The sequence below is a fragment of the Cupriavidus cauae genome (assembly GCF_026210475.1).
Lineage (GTDB): Bacteria > Pseudomonadota > Gammaproteobacteria > Burkholderiales > Burkholderiaceae > Cupriavidus > Cupriavidus cauae.
In genome coordinates, this window is record NZ_CP080293.1 from 2,278,539 (window position 1) to 2,297,765 (window position 19,227).

The window sequence follows — 19,227 nt, forward strand, 5'->3', positions numbered from 1 at the left end:
AACGATAAGGTGCCGCCGCAAATTGCCGCCGGGGCGTGCACCAACGGCCGACAAGAGGCCGCCTTCGGGCCGCCCAAGGAGTGAGACATGACGTCCCCGACCGCTTTGCCGGCGCGCTACAACGCCGCCGCCGATCTGCTGTCGCGCAATCTGGATGCCGGCCGGGGCGACAAGCTGGCCTATCGCGACGACACCGCGACGCTGACCTACGCCGAGCTCGATGCGCGCAGCCGAGGCTTCGCCGGCGCGCTGCTGGCGGCCGGGCTGCGGCCCGAGGAGCGGCTGCTGCTGTGCGCGCTCGACACCATCGATTTCCCCGTGGCGTTTCTCGGCTGCCTGCTGGCCGGCGTGGTGCCGGTTGCCGTCAATACGCTGCTGACGGTGGACGATTACGCCTACATGCTCGAACACAGCGGCGCGCGTGCCGCCGTGGTGTCCGCGCCGCTGCTGCCGGCCCTGCGCGAAGCGGCGCAACGCGCCGGGGTCGAGCCGCTGTGGATCGTCGCGGCGCCGCTGCCCGACGATGGACACCTGCCGCAAGGCGAGGCGCCCGCGGCGGCGACCGTGGCGGGGCTGGCCGGCAGCGGTACGCCGCTGGCGCCTCGCCTTGCGGCCACCGGACCGGACCACATGGCGTTCTGGCTCTATTCGTCGGGCTCGACCGGCCGGCCCAAGGGCACCGTCCATACCCACGGCAACCTGTTCCATACCGCCGACCTCTATGCCCGCCAGGTGCTGGGCCTGCGCGAGGACGACGTGGTGTTCTCCGCAGCCAAGCTGTTCTTCGCCTACGGGCTCGGCAACGCCTTGACCTTTCCGCTGTCGGTCGGCGCCACCACGCTGCTGATGGCCGAGCGGCCGACGCCGCAGGCGGTGTTCCGCCGCCTGACCGGGCAGCGGCCGACGGTGTTCTGTGGCGTGCCGACGCTGTTTGCCGGCATGCTGGCCGCCCCCGACCTGCCGGCGCGCGAAGCGGTCGCGCTGCGCGTCTGTACCTCCGCCGGCGAGGCGCTGCCGCGCGATATCGGCGAGCGGTTCCGCGCCCATTTCGGCTGCGACATCCTCGACGGCATCGGCTCGACCGAGATGCTGCACATCTTCCTGTCGAATCGTCCCGGCGACGTCCGCTACGGCACTACCGGCAAGGCGGTGCCCGGCTACGAGCTGAAACTGCTGGACGACGCCGGCCAGCCCTGCGCGCCCGGCGAGATCGGCGACCTGTACATCAAGGGGCCGTCGGCCGCGCTGATGTACTGGGGCAATCGCGACAAGACCCGCGATACCTTCGTCGGCGAATGGACCCGCAGCGGCGACAAGTATCTGTGCGATGCGGACGGTTACTATGTCTATGCCGGGCGCAGCGACGACATGCTGAAGGTCGGCGGCATCTATGTCTCGCCATTCGAGGTCGAGGCGGCGCTGGCGCGCCATCCCGCGGTGCTGGAGGCGGCGGTGATCGGCGTCGAGGACGCCGACCGTCTGGTCAAGCCCAAGGCCTACGTGGTGCTGCGTCCCGGCCACGAATGGCACGACGGCATGGAGGCCGAGCTGCAGGCCTTCGTCAAGAGCAGCCTGGCGCCGTACAAGTATCCGCGCCGGATCGAATGCGTGGCCGAGCTGCCCAAGACCGCGACCGGCAAGATCCAGCGCTTCCGCCTGCGGCAGCGCGAGCGGCAGGCACGCGAGGGCGCGACCGACGCGGAGCAGGCGCGCACGTCCGCGACCGACGCGGCGGGCGCCGTTCCGTCGCCATCCGCGCCATGAGACAGGGTAAGCCGCGATATCCCCGCGGCCCGCGCGTCATTACACTCGGGCGCGAGCCGGTCGGCCCGGTCGCTTCGATAGCCCCGGAGGCACCGCCAGCCTCGGTGGCCGCGGCGCCGGGTTCCACTGCATTGACGCCATCCATGGCGGGGTTTATAACGGCGAAAACTTCAAACCTAAAATAATTGGCGCCGCACCGCCGCGATGCCACGCCCGACCGCAGGCCGCGCCGCATGCAACTTCGCAAGCAACCACGCGGTCTCGGCGGGCAGGCATGGCGCAATGGAACGGACGCCGTCGCACCGTCGCGCGAGCGACCCGCTGAACCACCAGGAGGAGACATCCATGCATCGCTTCATCTCGCGCCGCCTGGCGCCGGCCTGTGTTGCCGTCGCCGCGCTGACGCTGGCGGGCGCCGCCACGGGGCAGCCCGCGCCATCCGCGGCGGCCGGCAAGATCAAGGTCGGCTTCATGCTGCCCTACACCGGCACCTACGCGGCGCTCGGCACGGCGATCGAGAACGGCTTCCGCATGTACGTGCAGGAGCAGGGCGGCCGGCTGGGCGGGCGCGAGGTCGAGTACTTCAAGGTCGACGATGAATCGGATCCGGCCAAGGCGCCCGAGAACGCCAACAAGCTGGTCAAGCGCGACCAGGTCGACGTGGTGGTCGGCACCGTGCACTCGGGCGTGCAGATGGGCATCGTCAAGGTCGCCAAGGAAAGCAACACGCTGCTGATCATCCCGAACGCCGGGGCCGACGAGGCCACCGGTCCCCTGTGCGGGCCCAACATCTTCCGCTCCTCGTTCTCGAACTGGCAGCCCGGCTATGCGATGGGCCAGGTGGTGGCCGAACGCGGCATGAAGCGGGTCGTCACGCTGACGTGGAAGTACGCGGCCGGCGAGCAGTCGGTGCGCGGCTTCAAGGAGGCGTTCGAGGCCAAGGGCGGCAAGATCGTCAAGGAACTGAGCCTGCCGTTCCCCAACGTCGAATTCCAGGCGCAGATCACCGAGATCGCCTCGCTCAAGCCCGATGCCGTGTTCGTCTTCTTCGCCGGCGGCGGCGCGGTCAAGTTCGTCAAGGACTGGGCCGCGGCGGGCCTGAAGGACAAGATTCCGCTGTATGCATCGGGCTTCCTGACCGACGGCACGCTCGAGGCGCAGGGCGCCGCCGCGCAAGGCCTGGAGACCACGCTGCACTACGCCGACGGCCTGCAGAATCCGCGCGACAAGCAGTTCCGGCTCAATTATGCGAAGGCTTACAAGCTGCAGCCCGATGTCTATGCGGTACAGGGCTACGACGCCGCGCAGATGCTGGCCGCCGGCGCCAGCGCGGTCAAGGGCGACATGAGCCGCAAGGCGGACGTCTACAAGGCGATCGCCGCGGCGCGCATCGACAGCCCGCGCGGCACCTTCACGCTGTCGCGCGCCCACAACCCGGTGCAGGACTTCTATCTGCGCAAGGTCGAGGGGCGCGAGAACAAGGTCAGCGGCATCGCGGTGAAGGCGCTGGCCGATCCGGCGCGCGGCTGCCGCCTGTAATGTGGGGCTGACCGCGCCAGTCGGCCACTCGATCGCCTGCCTCCTGCATGCCTTAACGGCCGCGGCATACCGGCTCGCGCCGGCCGCGGCCCCGTCAACGACCGATCGCCTCGCATGGACCTCGTCTCCTTCCTGATCCAGTGCCTGAACAGCGTGCAGTACGGCCTGCTGCTGTTCCTGGTCGCCAGCGGCCTGACGCTGATCTTCGGCATCATGGGCGTGATCAATCTCGCCCACGGCAGCTTCTACATGCTGGGCGCCTATCTGGCCTTCACGCTGGCGAGCATGACCGGCAGCCTGTTCATCGCGCTGCCGCTTGGCATCGTGCTGGCGGTCGCGTTCGGCTATCTGCTCGAGTGGGTGTTCTTCAGCTATCTGTACGAACGCGACCACCTGCAGCAGGTGCTGATGACCTATGGACTGATCCTGGTGTTCGAGGAGATGCGCAGCATCCTGGTCGGCGACGACGTGCATGGCGTGCCGGTGCCTCCGCTGCTCGACGGCGCGCTGCCGATCGGCAACGAGATGACCTATCCGGTCTACCGGCTGTTCATCTCGGCGGTGTGCCTGCTGGTGGCCGCGGCGATGTACTACGTGATCCGCCGCACGCGGCTGGGCATGACGATCCGCGCGGGCGCCAGCAATCGCGAGATGGTGCAGTCGCTGGGCGTCAACATCGGCCGGCTGTACCGGCTGGTGTTCGCGCTCGGCGTCGCGCTGGCGGTGCTGGCCGGCATGATCGCCGCGCCGGTGTCGTCGGTCTATCCCGGCATGGGCAGCCAGGTGCTGATCGTCTGTTTCGTGGTGGTGGTGATCGGCGGCATCGGCTCGGTCAAGGGCGCGATGGTCGCCGCGCTGCTGCTCGGCTTCGTCGATACCTTCGGCAAGGTCTTCTGGCAGGAGGCGGCGGGCGTGCTGGTCTATCTGCTGATGGCGATCATTCTGCTCTGGAAACCCCAGGGCCTGTTCAAGGCGGGCTAGCGCGATGGCATCGACACCTCCGACCGATCTCGGCGCCGACATCGGCGCGGCCTTCGACCTGCAGCGGCGCGCCAACCTGCGCTGGACCACGCTGGCGTGGGCGATCGCCTTCGCGGTGCTGGCGGCGCTGCCGCTCGCGCTGGGCGGCGAGGGCAACAAGTTCTACATCGACCTGCTCAGCAAGGTCATGATCATGGCGATCTTCGCGCTGTCGCTGCAGCTGCTGATCGGCTATACGGGGCTGGTCAGCCTGGGCCACGCGGCGTACTTCGCCACCGCGGCCTATGCGACCGCGATGCTGGCGCCGCAGTCCGAGCCGGGCAATGGCTGGTGGCTGCTGGTGGCGGCGGTCGCGGCGGCGTCGGTACTGGCGCTGCTGGTCGGCATGCTGGTGCTGCGCACGCGCGGCATCTACTTCATCATGGTCACGCTGGCGTTCGCGCAGATGGTGTACTTCATCTTCCACGACACCAAGATCGCGGGCGGCAGCGATGGCACCTATATCTATTTCCGGCCCGAGTTCGGCGTGTTCGGCGCGCGTCCGCTCGGCATCGACGATCCCGTGCATTTCTACTGGCTGGTGCTGGGCGCGCTGATCTTCACCGTGGCGGCGCTGGCGATGGTGCTGCGCTCGCGCTTCGGCCACGCGCTGATCGGCATCCGCCACAACGAGCAGCGCATGCGCGCGGCCGGCTTCGCCACCTACCGCTACCAGCTTGGCGCCTTCGTCGCCGGCGGCGCGTTCGCCGGGCTGGCGGGCTATCTGTATGCGATCCAGTTCGGCTTCGTCAATCCGGAGATCGCGTCGTGGCACCAGTCGGGCAACGCGATGCTGATGGTGATCCTGGGCGGCGTCGGCAGCCTGGCGGGCGCGGTGATCGGCGCGTTTTCCTTCGTGCTGCTGGCCGAATGGTTCAGCACGCTGACCAAGCACTGGCAGCTGCTGATGGGCGGCTTCATCATCGCCGCGGTGGCGCTGCTGCCGGGCGGACTGGTCGGATTGGCCGCGCTGTTGCGGCGCCGGCTGGGTGGCGGCGTGGGCCGCGGAGCCGGAGGCAGGGCCGAAGGCAAGGCGGGCGGCAAAGTGAGCGACATGCGGGGAGAGCGGCGATGAACGCGCGCCATGGCAACGAACCGGTGCTGCGCGCGGCCGGACTGACGCGCCGCTTCGGCGGCCTGACCGCGGTGTCCGGCGTCGATCTGGCGTTGGACCTGCATCAGATCCACGCCGTGATCGGCACCAACGGCGCCGGCAAGTCGACGCTGATCAATCTGCTGTCGGGCGAGCTCGCGCCCAGCGCGGGCCAGCTGTTCCTGCACGGCAACGACGTCACCGGCTGGCCGCAGCCGCGGCTCGCCTGCGCCGGCGTGGGACGCAGCTATCAGCGCAACAACGTGTTCGCACCACTGAGCGTGCGCGAGAACTGCCGCCTCGCGGCGCAGTCGCGCGCGCAGCGTGCCTGGCGGCTGTGGGAAAGCGCGCAGTCCTGCCGCACCGCGCGCGCGCTCGGCGACGAGGCGATGGAACGAGCCGGTCTCGCGGATTGCGCGGCGCTGCCAGCCATGGCCCTGTCGCACGGCCAGAAGCGCCAGCTCGAGGTCGCGATGTGCCTCGCTACGCAGCCGGTGGCGCTGCTGCTCGACGAGCCGCTGGCCGGCATGGGCGCCGAGGAATCGGCGCGCATGCTGGCGCTGCTGCGCGACCTGCGCGAGGGTCACGCGATCCTGCTGGTCGAGCACGATATGGACGCGGTGTTCGCGGTCGCCGACCGCATCACCGTGATGGTCAACGGCGTGGTGATCGCCTCGGGCGAACCGGCCGCGATCCGGGCCAATCGCGAGGTCCAGCAGGCCTACCTGGGCGACGACGAGGGCGCCGGCGAGCTTGCCGATGTCGCGGACGACGCCAATCCCCATGGCGCAGGCGCCGGCGCGGCCGCCGGCACGCGCAAGGAGTGCGCAGCGTGAAGCCGATGATCGAAGCCACCGGCGTGCAGGCCTGGTATGGCACCAGCCATGTGCTGCGCGGTGTCGACTTTCGCGTCGACGCGGGGGAGACAGTCGGCCTGCTGGGGCGCAACGGCATGGGCAAGAGCACGCTGCTGCGGACGCTGCTCGGCCACGTGACGCAGCGCGCCGGCACCATCGTGGTCGCTGGCCGCGACGTGTCGCGCGCGCGGCCATACGATGTCGCGCGCCTGGGCGTGGCCTACGTGCCCGAAGGCCGCGGCATCTTCCCCAACCTGTCGGTGCGCGAAAACCTGCTGATGGCGGCGCGCAAGGGCTGCAACGGCCGCAATGACTGGGACGAGACGAGGGTGCTCGACCTGTTCCCGCGGCTCAGGGAGCGGCTGGACCACGGCGGCCAGCAGCTGTCCGGGGGCGAGCAGCAGATGCTGTCGATCGGCCGCGCGCTGATGACCAACCCCGACTGCCTGATCCTGGACGAGGCGACCGAAGGGCTGGCCCCGAAGATCGTGCGCGAGATATGGGACGTGATCGCCGCCGTGCGCGGCACCGGCATCTCCACCGTGGTGGTCGACCGCAACTATCGCGCCGTGCTGGCACAGGCCGACCGCGTGGTGGTGCTGGAGAAGGGCCTGGTCGCGGCCAGCGGCCCCGCGGCCGAGCTGGCGGCCACGCCCGGCCTGCTCGAACGGTATCTCGGCGTCTGACCACCGCGATGGTCGTCTGCACCCGCGGCGGTATCTGGCGCGGCGAAGAAGGAATACATGGCAGACATGGGCAGGGCCGACAAGGCGGACAGTCAGGCATGGCGGAAACCGAACGGCGCGAATACCGCGGGTCGCGCCGTTTTTCTATGGCGGGCACGCCACACCTCGGGCTTGACCGAGCGCCGCTTCGCTCGCATCCTTGCGTTCCTGGGTAGGGCGAACGCCGGCCAGCCAACGTCTTCACGCGCCACCCGCGGCGCGCCCGACACGGTCTCAAAAAGATTCCTGATGACGCTGCCGGCCCGTTTCCACTAGAATGGCGCCCGATTGTGCATTGCAAAAAAATCCTCGAACGATGCGGCCGGCCGCGGCATAGTGGGCCTCCCGCTCCGAATCCATGACACAACCCACCACGAGCCATTATTTCGTCGAGACGCCCAGCATGCGCATGCTGGTACTCGCGGCGATCGGTGTCGTCTTCGGCGATATCGGCACCAGTCCCCTCTATGCATTGAAGGAGTGCTTCAGCGCCGAGCATGGCATTCCGTTCAGTCCCGAAGCGGTGATGGGCGTGATCTCGCTGCTGTTCTGGGCAATGATCCTGGTGGTGTCGATCAAATACGTGGTGTTCGTGATGCGCGCGGACAACGACGGCGAGGGCGGCGTGCTCGCGCTGATGGCGCTGGCGCTGCGCAGCGCCGCACCGCGCACGCGGCGGGCCAAGGTGCTGATGATGCTGGGCATCTTCGGCGCCTGCATGTTCTACGGCGATGCGGTGATCACGCCGGCCATCTCGGTGCTCTCCGCCGTGGAAGGCATCGAGATCGCGACGCCCGCGCTGTCGCACTACGTCATTCCGATCACCCTGGCGATCCTGCTGGTGCTTTTCCTGCTGCAGCGGCGCGGCACCTCGTCGGTGGGCAAGCTGTTCGGTCCGATCATGATGGTGTGGTTCCTGTCGCTCGGCGGGCTGGGCATCTACCACCTGATCGAGTCGCCCGCCATTCTGTCCGCGATCAATCCGCTGTACGGCGTGCGCTTCCTGATCGAACATTCGCTGCAGGCATTCATCGTGCTCGGCGCGGTGTTCCTGGTGCTGACCGGCGCCGAGGCGCTGTACATCGACATGGGCCATTTCGGTCCCGCGCCGATCCGCCGGGGCTGGTTCGCCATCGTGATGCCCTGCCTGATGCTGAACTACTTCGGCCAGGGCGCGATGCTGCTGGGCGACCCCAGCGCGGTGCGCAATCCGTTCTACCTGATGGTGCCCGACCTGCTGCTGATCCCGATGGTGCTGCTGGCCACCTGCGCCGCGGTGATCGCCTCGCAGGCGGTGATTTCGGGCGCGTTCTCGCTGACCAGCCAGGCGATCCAGCTCGGCTTCATTCCGCGCATGCGCATCCGCTACACCTCGGAAGCCGAGATCGGCCAGATCTACCTGCCGGTGATCAACTGGGTGCTGCTGGTGGCCGTCGTGCTGGTGGTGCTGGCCTTCAAGAAGTCGGAGAACCTGGCCGCCGCCTACGGCATCGCCGTGACCACGACGATGGTGATCACCACGCTGCTGTCGATCGTCGTGATGCGCCACGTGTGGAAATGGCCGCCGGCGGTGGTGGGAGCGGCGGGCGCCGCCTTCCTGGTGATCGACCTGTCGTTCCTGTCGGCCAATCTGCTGAAGATCGCGGAGGGCGGCTGGTTCCCGCTGCTGCTGGGCAGCGCTGCCTTCTTCCTGCTGATGACGTGGTACGGCGGCCGCAAGCTGCTACGCGCGCGCAGCCTGGAGGAGGGCATTCCGCTCGAGCCCTTCATGGCCGGCCTGCTGGCCCATCCGCCGCACCGCGTCGAGGGCACCGCGGTCTTCCTGACCGGCAACACCGAATTCGTGCCGGTCTCGCTGCTGCACAACCTGAAGCACAACCGCGTGCTGCATGAGCGCGTGGTGTTCCTGAGCTTCGTCACACGCGACATTCCCTATGTCGACGACGATCACCGGCTCAGTTGCAAGGACCTCGGCGGCGGCGTCTTCATCCTGAAGTCCGAGTACGGCTTCAAGGAAACCCCCGACGTGCACAAGGTGCTCGACCTGTCCAAGCGCAAGCTCGACATGGAGTTCGAGCTGATGGAGACCTCGTTCTTCATCGCGCGCGAGTCGGTGATCCCGTCGCGCCTGCCCGGCATGCCGATGTGGCGCGAGACGCTGTTCGCGTGGATGCATCAGAACGGCGCCAAGCCTTCGGACTTCTTCCGCATTCCGGCCAACCGGGTGGTGGAGCTGGGTACCAAGGTCGAGATCTGACCGCGGCGGCGCGCCCACGGAGGCCGCCGATCGGATCAGCAAAAAGCCTGCATGCGGCGCTGCCGCTTGCAGGCTCTTTTGTTTGGTCCGTGGTCGCAGCGGGGCCGCCGCGCGGGCGCAGGCGTGGGCCGCGCAGGCGCGCGGGCCCTCGGGCGGCACCAGGGCCGCCCGTATCTGCTTAACGCTTCAGCTTGGCAAATGCCGCCGCCATCGCGCCGGCGGGTTCGGCTTCGCGCCGGCCGCCGCCCTGGAAGCCGCGGCTCGGGCGGTTGCCGCCGCGCTCCGGGCGCTCGCCGCCGGCGGCGCGATTGCCGCCTTGGCCCGGCTCGTCGTCGAGGCGCATCGACAGGCCGATGCGGTTGCGCTTGACGTCGACCTCCATCACCTTGACCTTGACGATCTGGCCGGCCTTGACGACCTCGTGCGCGTCCTTGACGAACTTGTTCGACAGCGCCGAGATATGGACCAGCCCGTCCTGGTGCACGCCGATATCGACGAAGGCGCCGAAGGCGGCGACGTTGGTCACCACGCCCTCGAGCACCATGCCGGGCTGCAGGTCCTTGATGTCCTCGACGCCGTCCTGGAAGGTGGCGGTCTTGAACTCCGGGCGCGGGTCGCGGCCCGGCTTTTCCAGCTCGCTGAGGATGTCGCGCACGGTCGGCAGGCCGAAGGTGTCGTCGGTGAACTGCGTCGGCGACAGCCCGCGCAGCGCGTCGCGGTTGCCCATCACGTCGCGCAGGTCCTTCTTGATATGGTCGAGGATGCGCTTGACCACCGGGTAGGCCTCCGGGTGGACCGACGAGCGGTCCAGCGGATTGTCGCCGTCGTTGATGCGCAGGAAGCCGGCCGCCTGCTCGAAGGTCTTGTCGCCCAGCCGCGGCACCTTCTTCAACGCGTCGCGGTTGGGGAAGGCGCCATTGGCATCGCGGAACTCGACGATATTGCGCGCCAGCACGCTGTTCAGGCCCGATACGCGCGCCAGCAGCGGCACCGAGGCGGTATTGACGTCGACGCCGACCGCGTTCACGCAGTCCTCGACCACCGCGTCGAGCGTGCGCGCCAGTTCGCGCTGGTTGACGTCGTGCTGGTACTGGCCGACGCCGATCGACTTCGGATCGATCTTGACCAGTTCGGCCAGCGGGTCCTGCAGCCGGCGCGCGATCGACACCGCGCCGCGCAGCGACACGTCGAGATCGGGGAATTCCTTGGCCGCCAGCTCCGAGGCGGAATAGACCGAGGCGCCGGCCTCGCTGACGACGATCTTGGTCAGCTTCAGTTCGGGCGCCTGGCGCATCAGGTCCTGCACCAGCTTGTCGGTCTCGCGGCTGGCCGTGCCGTTGCCGATCGACACCAGCGAGACGCCGTGCTGCTTGGCCAGGCGCGCCAGCGTGGCCAGCGAACCGTTCCAGTCGCGGCGCGGCTCGTGCGGATAGATCGTCGCGGTTTCCAGCAGCTTGCCGGTCGCATCGACCACCGCGATCTTGCAGCCCGTCCGGATGCCCGGGTCGATGCCCATCACCGCCTTCGGGCCGGCCGGCGCGGCCAGCAGCAGCTCATGCAGATTGCGGCCGAAGATCTTGATCGCCTCGCTCTCCGCGCTCTCGCGCAGCTGCGTCAGCAGCTCGGTTTCGAGGTGCGGCTGCACCTTGACGCGCCAGCACCAGCGGCAGACATCGCCCAGCCATTTGTCGGCGGGCCGGTTCAGGTTCTGGATGCCGACATGGCGCGCGATCATCGCCTCGCACGGGTGGGGCACCAGCGCGTCCTGTTCCTCGCCCAGGCCCAGCTTGATCATCAGCACGCCGGCATTGCGGCCGCGGAACAGCGCCAGCGCGCGGTGCGACGGGATCGTGCGGATGGTCTCGCTGTAGTTGTAGTAGTCGCGGAACTTCTCTTCCTCGGCGGTTTCCTTGCCTTCGACCACCGACGAGGTCACCACGCCGTTGGACCACAGATGCTCGCGCAGCTTGCCCAGCAGCTCGGCGGTCTCGCCGAACTGCTCCGACAGGATGTCGCGCGCGCCGTCCAGCGCGGCCTTGACGTCGGGCACGCCGCCGTCGGCGGTGGGCTTGCCGTTGACGTATTTGGCCGCCTCGGCCTGCGGGTCCAGCGTCGGGTCGGCCAGCAGCGCCTGCGCCAGCGGCTCCAGGCCGCATTCGCGCGCGATCTGGGCGCGGGTGCGGCGCTTGGGCTTGTAGGGCAGGTACAGGTCTTCCAGCGCCTGCTTGGTGACCGCGGCTTCGACCGCGGTGCGCAGCTCGGGGGTCAGCTTGCCCTGTTCCTCGATCGAGGCCAGGATCGCGGCACGGCGTTCCTCCATGTCGCGCAGGTACAGCAGCCGTTCCTCGAGCGCGCGCAGCTGCGTGTCGTCGAGGTTGCCGGTGACCTCCTTGCGGTAGCGCGCGATGAACGGCACGGTGGCGCCTTCGTCGAGCAGTTCGACGGCCGCCGCCACCTGGCGGGGTTGGACGGACAGCTCGGCCGCGATGAGCGACACGATCTTTTGCGTGACGGAAGCTGGCAGGTTGGACATCGGAAAAACACTCAGTCGAAAGCGGGGCATTTTGCCACAAGCGAACGGCGCGTCATCCGGCATGCGGTACGCACGGGGATCGATTCTGAATCGCCCTGCCGGGCAGGCCGCGCGCGGGCGCGGCGGCATGCCCCGATGGTAGAATCCGCCCATGAACCTCAAGCCACAACGGGCCGCTCTGCCGGCATGTTTTCCGGCCGCCGATCGCGCGGCAACGATGCCTGACGGCAGGCTGCCCAAGGTCTCGATGTCGGCGCGGACGCTGGCGCCGATATTGGCGCGGACCCTGGCCCTGGCGTGCCTGGCCGTGCCGCTGCCCGCCGCGCTGGCGCAGGGCCCGGCTTCGGCCCCGGCCGCCGGCTCCACGCCGGCCTCCACCTCTGCCTCCGCCTCGGGCGAACTGCAAGCGCCGCGCGACTTCGACGCCGAGCGCAAGGCCGTGGCCGACTCGCGCGCCTGGACCAACTACCGCTTCGCGACCGCCGAGCGCGCCTGCTACGACAAGTTCTTCGTCACCAACTGCATCGAGCGCGCCAAGGAAACCCAGCGCACCGAGCTGGCCGTGCTGCGCGAACGCGAGCTGGAGATCGGCGAGGCCGAGCGTGCCTTCAAGGCCGCCAAACGCGATCGTGAACAGGCGCTGCGCCAGGCCGAGTACGAGGCCAGCCAGCCGCAGCGCGCTGCCGACGAACAGGCCAATCGCGCCGAGTTCGAACGCAAGCAGCAGGAGCAGAAGCTGCGCGACGCGCAGCGCCAGGCCGAGGCGCCGCAGCGCGCCGCCAATGCCGCCGAGTACCAGCAGAAGCAGGCCGACTACGACGCGCGGATGCGCGAGGCCCGCGAGCGCGGTGCCGAGCAGGCCCGCCAGCGCGCCGAGAACGTCAAGGCGTACGAGGCCAAGCAGCAGCAGGCGATCCAGCGCCAGCGCGAGGTCGAGGAGCGCCGCGCCAAGGCGAGGGAAAAGCAGAGCAGCGGCGAGTCGCCGCGGCCGTTCGGCTTCTGATGATGGACGTCGCCGGTGGGGGAGGCCAATGGACGATGGACCGCGATCTGAACACCCTCGAACGCCAGATCATCGAATTGCAGATCGAGCACCGCGATCTGGACTATCTGATCGACCGGCTGTCCGGCGAGGCCGGCCACGATGAACTGCAATTGCGCCGGCTCAAGAAGCGCCGGTTGAAGCTGAAGGACGCCATCACGCTGCTGCAGCTGCAGCTCGAGCCCGACGTACCCGCCTGATCCCCCGGTCCGCGATCCCGCGGGCCGCCATGCCAGCGCCGCCGGCCACCGCCTGCGGCGCACCGAATTCCTGCCAGCCTTGTCCGATTCCGATCTCTCCCATCCCGGCGACGATGCCGCCGGTCCCGCCATCCAGCCGGACGCCGCCGACGCGCGCGCGGCGGCGCTGGCGCGCATCTTCGCGCCGACCGGCACGCTGGCGCAGGCCATCGACGGCTATCGGCCGCGCGATGCGCAGGCGAAGATGGCCGCCGCGGTGGCCGATGCGATCGAGGCGCACGACACGGTGATCGTCGAGGCCGGCACGGGCACCGGCAAGACCTTCGCCTACCTGGTGCCGGCGATGCTGTGGGGCGGCAAGGTGATCCTGTCGACGGGGACCAAGAACCTGCAGGACCAGCTGTTCCTGCGCGACATTCCGACCGTGCGCCGCGCGCTCAATGTGCCGGTCTCGGTCGCGCTGCTCAAGGGCCGCGCCAACTACGTCTGCCATTACCACATGGAGCGGGCGCAGTTGAACGGGCGGCTGGCGTCCAGGCAGGACGCGGCGTGGCTGCGCGAGATCGCCAACTTCGCCAAGACCACCTCGTCCGGCGACAAGGCCGAACTGGCCAGCGTGCCGGAGAACGCGCCGGTATGGCAGCTGGTGACCTCGACCCGCGACAACTGTCTCGGCACCGAATGCCCGCACCACAAGGAGTGCTTCGTGATGCGGGCACGCAAGGAGGCGCAGCAGGCCGACCTGGTGGTGGTCAACCATCATCTGTTCTTCGCCGACGTGGTGCTGCGCGATACCGGCATGGCCGAGCTGCTGCCGGCGGCGAATACGGTGATCTTCGACGAGGCGCACCAGCTGCCGGAGACCGCGACGCTGTTCTTCGGCGACAGCCTGTCGACCAGCCAGCTGCTGGAACTGGCGCGCGATACGGTGGCCGAGGGCCTGTCGCATGCGCGCGATGCGGCCGACTGGGTCGGCATCGTGGCGCCGCTCGAGCGCGCCACGCGCGATCTGCGGCTGGCCTTCGGCAAGGACAATGTACGGCTGGCGCTTGGGCAGATCGAGGCCGACGCCCGCATCGGCGAGCCGTTCTTCGACACGCTCGACGCGCTGGAGAAGGCGTTGAGCGATGTGGTGGCGCTGCTGCAGGGCCAGGCCGAGCGCGCCGAATCGCTGGAGCAGTGCCATCGCCGCGCGCTGGAGCTGGCGCAGCGGCTGGCGGCGTGGCGCGACGACAGCCCGGCGCCGCAGCCGGCGGTTGAGGCGGGCGGGACGGGCGCCGAAGCGGTGCAGCCGCCCTTGGCGGCGTTGTCCGAGTCGGCGTTGTCGGCGCCCGCGTCTTCGGGGGCCGCATTGTCGGAGCCCAATGCAGCGCGTGGGGAATCGATTGCAGGGGCGTTGCCCGATGCGGCTGCCGATGCCGCTTCAGGGTCTGCGTCCGCGTCCGCTTCGGCATCCGACCCCGCGGCCGCCTCCACGCCGGCCTGGAGCCCGCCCGAGACGGTGCGCTGGGTCGAAGTGTTCTCGCATACCGTGCAGCTGCATCGCACGCCGCTGTCGATCGCGCCGATCTTCTCGCGTCAGCGTGCCGGCCATCCGCGCGCGTGGATCTTTACCTCGGCGACGCTGTCGGTCAAAGGCAATTTCGCCCACTATGCCGCGCAGCTGGGGCTCGACAAGGATCGTTCGCTGTCGCTGCCCAGCCCCTTCGACTACGGCGAGCAGGGCCTGCTGTATGTGCCGCGCGACCTGCCGGCGCCGCAGTCGCCGCAGTTCACCGATGCCGTGGTGGCCGCCGCCTTGCCGCTGATCGAGGCGGCCGGCGGGCGCACCTTCCTGCTTTGCACCACGCTGCGCGCGGTGCAGCGCGCCTCCGATCTGCTGTACGAGGCGTTCGCCGAGCGCGGGCTGCAGCTGCCGATCCTGGTGCAGGGCCAGGCCAGCCGCACCGAGCTGCTCGACCGCTTCCGCGAGCTCGGCAATGCGGTGCTGGTCGGCAGCCAGAGCTTCTGGGAGGGCGTCGATGTGCGCGGCGAAGCGTTGTCGCTGGTGGTGATCGACAAGCTGCCGTTCGCGCCGCCCGACGATCCGGTGCTGGCCGCGCGCATGGAGGCGCTGCAGAAGAAGGGGCTGAGCCCGTTCGCCGTGCACCAGCTGCCGCACGCGGTGATCACGCTGAAGCAGGGCGCCGGCCGGCTGATCCGCTCCGAGACCGATCGCGGCGTGCTGGTGATCTGCGACACGCGGCTGGTCGAGAAACCCTACGGACGCCAGATCTGGCAGAGCCTGCCGCCATTCAAGCGCACGCGCGAGCGGGACACGGTGGTGGCGTTTCTGGAAGGGTTGAAGAAGGCGTAGCAGAAGGCGTAGCGGCGCGGCGGCGAGCGCGGTCCGGTGCCGCGCTCAAACACGAGCGGTAGCCGCCTTCAAGAAAAGCGGCCCGGTGCCGCCTCGGAACACGACCGGGTGCCGCCTCCAAGCGAGGCATGGCTACCGCCTTCAAACGGGGTCCGGTACCGCCTCCGAAAACAAAAAGCCCGGTTCGGTGAATCGAACCGGGCTTTTCTCATGCCTGTCGCAGTGGCGTCAGATCGTTCAGAACAGCTTCCACCACGGCTTGTCCTTCTCGCGGCGCTCGCCGTACTTCATGAAGTCGCTGTTGGGGAAGTTCATCTCCATCACGCGCAGCGTGTCGTCGCGCAGGTCCTTCATGCCCAGGGCCTCGTACGAACGGATCATGATGTACAGCGCCTCCTCGTTGGCCGGCGCGCCATCGTATTCCTTCAGCGCCTGCTGCGCGCGGTTGACCGCCGCCAGGTAGGCGCCGCGGCGATAGTAGTAGCGCGCCGCGTGGACTTCGTGCTGGGCCAGCGAATTGACGATGTACTGCATCCGCGCTGCGGCGTCCGGCGTGTAACGGCTTTCGGGGAAGCGCGTGACCAGCGTATGGAAGGCGTCGTAGGCCGCGCGCGCCGCCTTCGGATCGCGCTCGCTCAGGTCCTGGCCCGAGAAGCGGCCGAGCCAGCCGAGGTTGTCGTTGAAGTTGATCAGCCCCTTCAGGTAGTACGCGTAATCGACGCTGGGGTGATTCGGGTGCAGCTGGATGAAGCGGTCGACCGAGGCCAGCGCGGCGGCGGTTTCGCCGTCCTTGTAGTTGGCATAGGCCGTATCGATCTGCGCCTGCTGCGCGAACCGGCCGAACGGATAGCGGCCCTCGAGTTTTTCGTACAGCTTGACCGCGCGCGGATAGTCGCCGCTGTCGAGGGCGTCCTTGGCTTCCGAATATAATTTGTTGGCTGACCAACCCGCCGTTTCGTCGGGTTGTTCCGAGAGCAGGCCGCATGCCGACAGCATGACGCAGCCGCCCGCGAGCAGAATCGCTCCAAATCTTGCGCGCCAACTGGCGCGTCTCATGCTCATCGATTGCATGGGCAACCTATTCCGGATGAAAAAAAGCGTCAAGCATTATAGCCCAAGCCCCTCGGTCGCCAGCCCGCAAGCGGCCCTCGACGGGGAGGCCGCACGCGATGCGGCGGTCGAAACCGAGCTGGAAGATTTCGACGAGCTGCCCGCGGCCGCACTTGTCGAGGCGGAAAGCGGCGCCGACATGGTCCCCGTGGTGCTGGAAGTCGACAGCGCCGCACACGGAGAACGGCTCGATAAATTATTGGCCCGCCAGCTCAGCGAATTCTCGCGCAGCCGCATCCAGCAGTGGATCGACAGCGGCGCGGTGACCGTCGACGGCGCGGTGCGCCGGCCGCGGGACAGCGTGCAGATGGGGCAGCGCATCGAGGTCAGGCCGCAGGCCGCGCCTGAAACGCTGGCCTTCACGCCCGAGCCGGTGCCGCTGCAGATCGTCTACGAAGACGCGGCGCTGCTGGTCATCGACAAGCCGGCCGGCCTGGTGGTGCATCCCGCCGCCGGCAACTGGAGCGGCACCGTGCTCAACGGGCTGCTGCATCGCGATCCGGCCGCTGCCTCGCTGCCGCGCGCGGGCATCGTCCATCGGCTCGACAAGGAAACCTCGGGCCTGATGGTGGTGGCCCGCACGCTGACCGCGCAGACCGATCTGGTGCGGCAGCTGCAGGCCCGCACGGTCAAGCGGACCTATCTCGCGCTGGTATGGGGCGAGGCGCCCGACGAGGGCACCATCGATGCGCCGATCGGACGCGATCCGCGCGAGCGCACCCGCATGGCGATCGTGCACACATCGAGCGGCAAGCCCTCGCGCACGCATTTCCGCACGCTCGGCGTGGCGCCGCTCGGACGCGGTTGTGTGTCGATGGTGATGTGCCAGCTCGAGACCGGACGCACCCATCAGATCCGCGTGCATTTCGAATCGATCGGTCATCCGCTGCTGGGCGACCCGGTCTATCACCGCGCCACCCAGCGCGGCCAGCGCCCGGCCATCAAGGCGCCGCTGCCGGTGCCGTTCGAACGGCAGGCGCTGCATGCCTATCGGCTCGGGCTGGTGCATCCGGTCAGCGGCAAGCCGATGTCGTGGCGTGCGCCGGCGCCGGACGATTTGCAGGCGCTGATCGACGCGCTCGACTTCACCACGCTGGAAGAGCGCGATCGCTACGACGACGAGGACGACGACGATTGGGACGGCGTGTTGTTCGAGGGCGATGAGGGTGGCGATGACGAAGATGACGACGATGGCGACGATGGCGAGGGGCGCGCATGACGGGCGCTGACGACGGCCGCCTGGCGCAGTTGGTCCCTGACTGGCCCGCGCCCGCGCGGGTGCGCGCGTTGTCTACCACGCGCATCGGCGGCGTCAGCCGCGGCCCATACGGACTGGCGGATGGCAGTGCGGGTGGGCTCAATCTCGGCACCCATGTCGGCGACGATGCCGACGCGGTGGCGGAGAATCGCCGGCGCCTCCAGACGTGGCTGCCGTCCGCGCCGCGCTGGCTGGAACAGGTGCACGGATGCGCGGTGGTGACGGCCGATGGTGTCGAAGGCCTCGATGGCGGCCAGGGCAGCGATGGGGTCAATGGCGTCGATCGGGTCGCTGAGGACTATGGCTCAGAGGCCGGCAATCGCCCGGCACCGGACGTGCCGCCGCGCGCCGATGCCAGCATCAGCACGACGCCGGGGCAGGTCTGCGCGGTGATGACGGCGGACTGCCTGCCGGTCCTGCTGTGCGATCGCGCGGGCACGGTCGTCGGTGCCGCGCATGCGGGCTGGCGCGGCCTGTGTGCCGGCGTGATCGAGGCCACGCTGGCCCGCATGGACCGGCAACGCCCGGACACCGGATCGCCGCCGCAGTGGCTCGCATGGCTCGGTCCCGCGATCGGGCCCGATGCCTTCGAGGTCGGCGCCGAAGTCCGTTCCGCGTTTCTCGAGCGGGCCTTGACGCACGAGCGCGATGCCGTGGAGCAGGCGTTCCGGCCCGGCGCGCCCGGCAAATATCTGGCCGACCTGTACGCGCTCGCCCGCATCCGGCTCGCGCGCGCCGGCTGTGTCGACGTCTACGGCGGCGATGCGTGCACGGTCAGCGATGCGCAGCGCTTCTACTCGTATCGGCGCGATGGCGTGACGGGACGCATGGCGAGCCTGGTCTGGCTCGAGCCGGCATCGAAGGAAAAATAAGAAGCGGCCGGGCAAGGGGCAGCGCAGGAAGCGGCCGGGCAAGGGGCAGCGCAGGAAGCGGCCGGGCAAGGGTGGAGGGCGGCCGCACCGAATGCAGCTGCTCTATTGTCCGGACGACATGACATTTGATGTCACGACGCGCCGCCGTCCCGCGGTGTCGCTGGCGCAGGCTTGGCGGCCCGCTGTGCCGCTGGTGTTGCGACGTCTTCGGTTGCCCGCTTTGCAGCCGGTCCCGCTGGCGGTTCCGCAGCCGGCGCTGCTCCCCGTTCCGCAGCCTGTTCCGCGGCCCGCCGCCGCTTCCGCCGTCCGGGCGTGCCGAGGATATAGAGCAGCAGCGCGACCGGCCCCACGCCATACAACAGGAACGTGGCGATCGCGGCCACCACCGTGTGTTCGGTGATGGCCATCATCAGCGCGACGTAGAGCCAGCCGATCGCGACGATATACATCGGAATTTCATCCTCTTCGTGGACACTGCCGGGCGCGTCATCGCCGGCCGCGGAGCGCCTTTGCGTCAAGACGTTTCCCGCATTGACAGCGTCATCGTTGCAAGGCAACAATGCCCCGGACGGCGAGTAACTGTGCGGCCCGCAGCGCCCCG

General features: G+C 68.9%; 15 protein-coding genes. 12 read left to right on the forward strand and 3 right to left on the reverse strand.

Annotation, left to right across the window (positions count from 1 at the left end; translation table 11 throughout):
* Positions 1-87: 87 nt before the first annotated feature.
* The 7 genes from KZ686_RS10320 (at position 88) to KZ686_RS10350 (ending at position 9,255) form a co-directional block, all read left to right on the forward strand.
* On the forward strand, positions 88-1,764 hold the full coding sequence (locus tag KZ686_RS10320) for a benzoate-CoA ligase family protein (protein ID WP_265632326.1): 1,677 nt from the start codon (positions 88-90) through the stop codon (positions 1,762-1,764).
* 345 nt (positions 1,765-2,109) lie between these two features.
* Entirely contained in the window at positions 2,110-3,303 is a 1,194-nt protein-coding gene (locus tag KZ686_RS10325; protein ID WP_149318894.1) for an ABC transporter substrate-binding protein, read from the forward strand.
* A 114-nt stretch (positions 3,304-3,417) separates the two neighbouring features.
* Entirely contained in the window at positions 3,418-4,284 is an 867-nt protein-coding gene (locus KZ686_RS10330) for a branched-chain amino acid ABC transporter permease (protein ID WP_149318893.1), read from the forward strand.
* A 4-nt stretch (positions 4,285-4,288) separates the two neighbouring features.
* Entirely contained in the window at positions 4,289-5,398 is a 1,110-nt protein-coding gene (locus tag KZ686_RS10335) for a branched-chain amino acid ABC transporter permease (RefSeq protein WP_223819571.1), read from the forward strand.
* The gene (locus KZ686_RS10340; RefSeq protein WP_150083080.1) at positions 5,395-6,252 is read left to right on the forward strand and encodes an ABC transporter ATP-binding protein; all 858 of its coding nucleotides are present in this window, start codon (positions 5,395-5,397) and stop codon (positions 6,250-6,252) included. The genes KZ686_RS10335 and KZ686_RS10340 overlap by 4 nt, the downstream gene beginning before the upstream one ends.
* Positions 6,253-6,257: 5 nt before the next feature.
* On the forward strand, positions 6,258-6,959 hold the full coding sequence (locus KZ686_RS10345; RefSeq protein ID WP_149318956.1) for an ABC transporter ATP-binding protein: 702 nt from the start codon (positions 6,258-6,260) through the stop codon (positions 6,957-6,959).
* Between the two features lie 397 nt (positions 6,960-7,356).
* The gene (locus KZ686_RS10350) at positions 7,357-9,255 is read left to right on the forward strand and encodes a potassium transporter Kup (RefSeq protein ID WP_150083078.1); all 1,899 of its coding nucleotides are present in this window, start codon (positions 7,357-7,359) and stop codon (positions 9,253-9,255) included.
* A 178-nt stretch (positions 9,256-9,433) separates the two neighbouring features.
* Here KZ686_RS10350 and KZ686_RS10355 read toward each other — a convergent pair whose 3' ends face one another.
* Positions 9,434-11,788 (reverse strand): Tex family protein, encoded by a 2,355-nt coding sequence (locus KZ686_RS10355; RefSeq protein ID WP_150083076.1) that lies wholly within the window; start codon positions 11,786-11,788, stop codon positions 9,434-9,436.
* Positions 11,789-11,939: 151 nt separating this feature from the next.
* On the opposite strand from KZ686_RS10355, the gene KZ686_RS10360 reads away from it, so the two are divergent.
* The 3 genes from KZ686_RS10360 (at position 11,940) to KZ686_RS10370 (ending at position 15,386) form a co-directional block, all read left to right on the forward strand.
* A complete protein-coding gene (locus KZ686_RS10360) occupies positions 11,940-12,791 on the forward strand; it encodes a hypothetical protein (protein ID WP_149318887.1) in 852 nt (283 codons plus the stop codon).
* A gap of 35 nt (positions 12,792-12,826) precedes the next feature.
* The gene (locus KZ686_RS10365; RefSeq protein ID WP_149318886.1) at positions 12,827-13,030 is read left to right on the forward strand and encodes a DUF465 domain-containing protein; all 204 of its coding nucleotides are present in this window, start codon (positions 12,827-12,829) and stop codon (positions 13,028-13,030) included.
* Between the two features lie 79 nt (positions 13,031-13,109).
* Positions 13,110-15,386 carry an ATP-dependent DNA helicase gene (locus tag KZ686_RS10370; RefSeq protein ID WP_262484994.1) on the forward strand — a complete coding sequence of 759 codons (2,277 nt, stop codon included), beginning with the start codon at positions 13,110-13,112 and terminating at the stop codon, positions 15,384-15,386.
* Positions 15,387-15,623: 237 nt separating this feature from the next.
* On the opposite strand, the gene KZ686_RS10375 is transcribed toward KZ686_RS10370, so the two are convergent.
* Positions 15,624-16,457: an outer membrane protein assembly factor BamD gene (locus tag KZ686_RS10375; protein ID WP_149318885.1), complete on the reverse strand. Its 834-nt coding sequence runs from the start codon at positions 16,455-16,457 to the stop codon at positions 15,624-15,626.
* 16 nt (positions 16,458-16,473) lie between these two features.
* On the opposite strand from KZ686_RS10375, the gene KZ686_RS10380 reads away from it, so the two are divergent.
* Complete coding sequence (locus KZ686_RS10380; protein ID WP_265632327.1) at positions 16,474-17,715, forward strand: RluA family pseudouridine synthase; 1,242 nt, start codon at positions 16,474-16,476, stop codon at positions 17,713-17,715.
* A complete protein-coding gene (gene pgeF, locus KZ686_RS10385; RefSeq protein WP_226106524.1) occupies positions 17,712-18,626 on the forward strand; it encodes a peptidoglycan editing factor PgeF in 915 nt (304 codons plus the stop codon). The genes KZ686_RS10380 and pgeF overlap by 4 nt, the downstream gene beginning before the upstream one ends.
* A 131-nt stretch (positions 18,627-18,757) precedes the next feature.
* Here the strand turns inward: pgeF and KZ686_RS10390 are convergent, their stop codons facing one another.
* Complete coding sequence (locus KZ686_RS10390) at positions 18,758-19,075, reverse strand: hypothetical protein (protein WP_226106521.1); 318 nt, start codon at positions 19,073-19,075, stop codon at positions 18,758-18,760.
* Positions 19,076-19,227 lie beyond the last annotated feature (152 nt).

Excerpts from the sequence above, each read along its gene's own strand:
- KZ686_RS10390 (WP_226106521.1), bottom strand. The coding sequence starts at position 19,075 with ATGTATATCGTCGCGATCGGCTGGCTCTACGTCGCGCTGATGATGGCC.
- KZ686_RS10365 (WP_149318886.1), top strand. The coding sequence starts at position 12,827 with ATGGACCGCGATCTGAACACCCTCGAACGCCAGATCATCGAATTGCAG.
- KZ686_RS10355 (WP_150083076.1), bottom strand. The coding sequence starts at position 11,788 with ATGTCCAACCTGCCAGCTTCCGTCACGCAAAAGATCGTGTCGCTCATC.
- pgeF (WP_226106524.1), top strand. The coding sequence starts at position 17,712 with ATGACGGGCGCTGACGACGGCCGCCTGGCGCAGTTGGTCCCTGACTGG.
- KZ686_RS10345 (WP_149318956.1), top strand. The coding sequence starts at position 6,258 with ATGATCGAAGCCACCGGCGTGCAGGCCTGGTATGGCACCAGCCATGTG.
- KZ686_RS10340 (WP_150083080.1), top strand. The coding sequence starts at position 5,395 with ATGAACGCGCGCCATGGCAACGAACCGGTGCTGCGCGCGGCCGGACTG.
- KZ686_RS10335 (WP_223819571.1), top strand. The coding sequence starts at position 4,289 with ATGGCATCGACACCTCCGACCGATCTCGGCGCCGACATCGGCGCGGCC.
- KZ686_RS10380 (WP_265632327.1), top strand. The coding sequence starts at position 16,474 with ATGAAAAAAAGCGTCAAGCATTATAGCCCAAGCCCCTCGGTCGCCAGC.
- KZ686_RS10325 (WP_149318894.1), top strand. The coding sequence starts at position 2,110 with ATGCATCGCTTCATCTCGCGCCGCCTGGCGCCGGCCTGTGTTGCCGTC.
- KZ686_RS10320 (WP_265632326.1), top strand. The coding sequence starts at position 88 with ATGACGTCCCCGACCGCTTTGCCGGCGCGCTACAACGCCGCCGCCGAT.
- KZ686_RS10375 (WP_149318885.1), bottom strand. The coding sequence starts at position 16,457 with ATGCAATCGATGAGCATGAGACGCGCCAGTTGGCGCGCAAGATTTGGA.
- KZ686_RS10360 (WP_149318887.1), top strand. The coding sequence starts at position 11,940 with ATGAACCTCAAGCCACAACGGGCCGCTCTGCCGGCATGTTTTCCGGCC.
- KZ686_RS10330 (WP_149318893.1), top strand. The coding sequence starts at position 3,418 with ATGGACCTCGTCTCCTTCCTGATCCAGTGCCTGAACAGCGTGCAGTAC.
- KZ686_RS10350 (WP_150083078.1), top strand. The coding sequence starts at position 7,357 with ATGACACAACCCACCACGAGCCATTATTTCGTCGAGACGCCCAGCATG.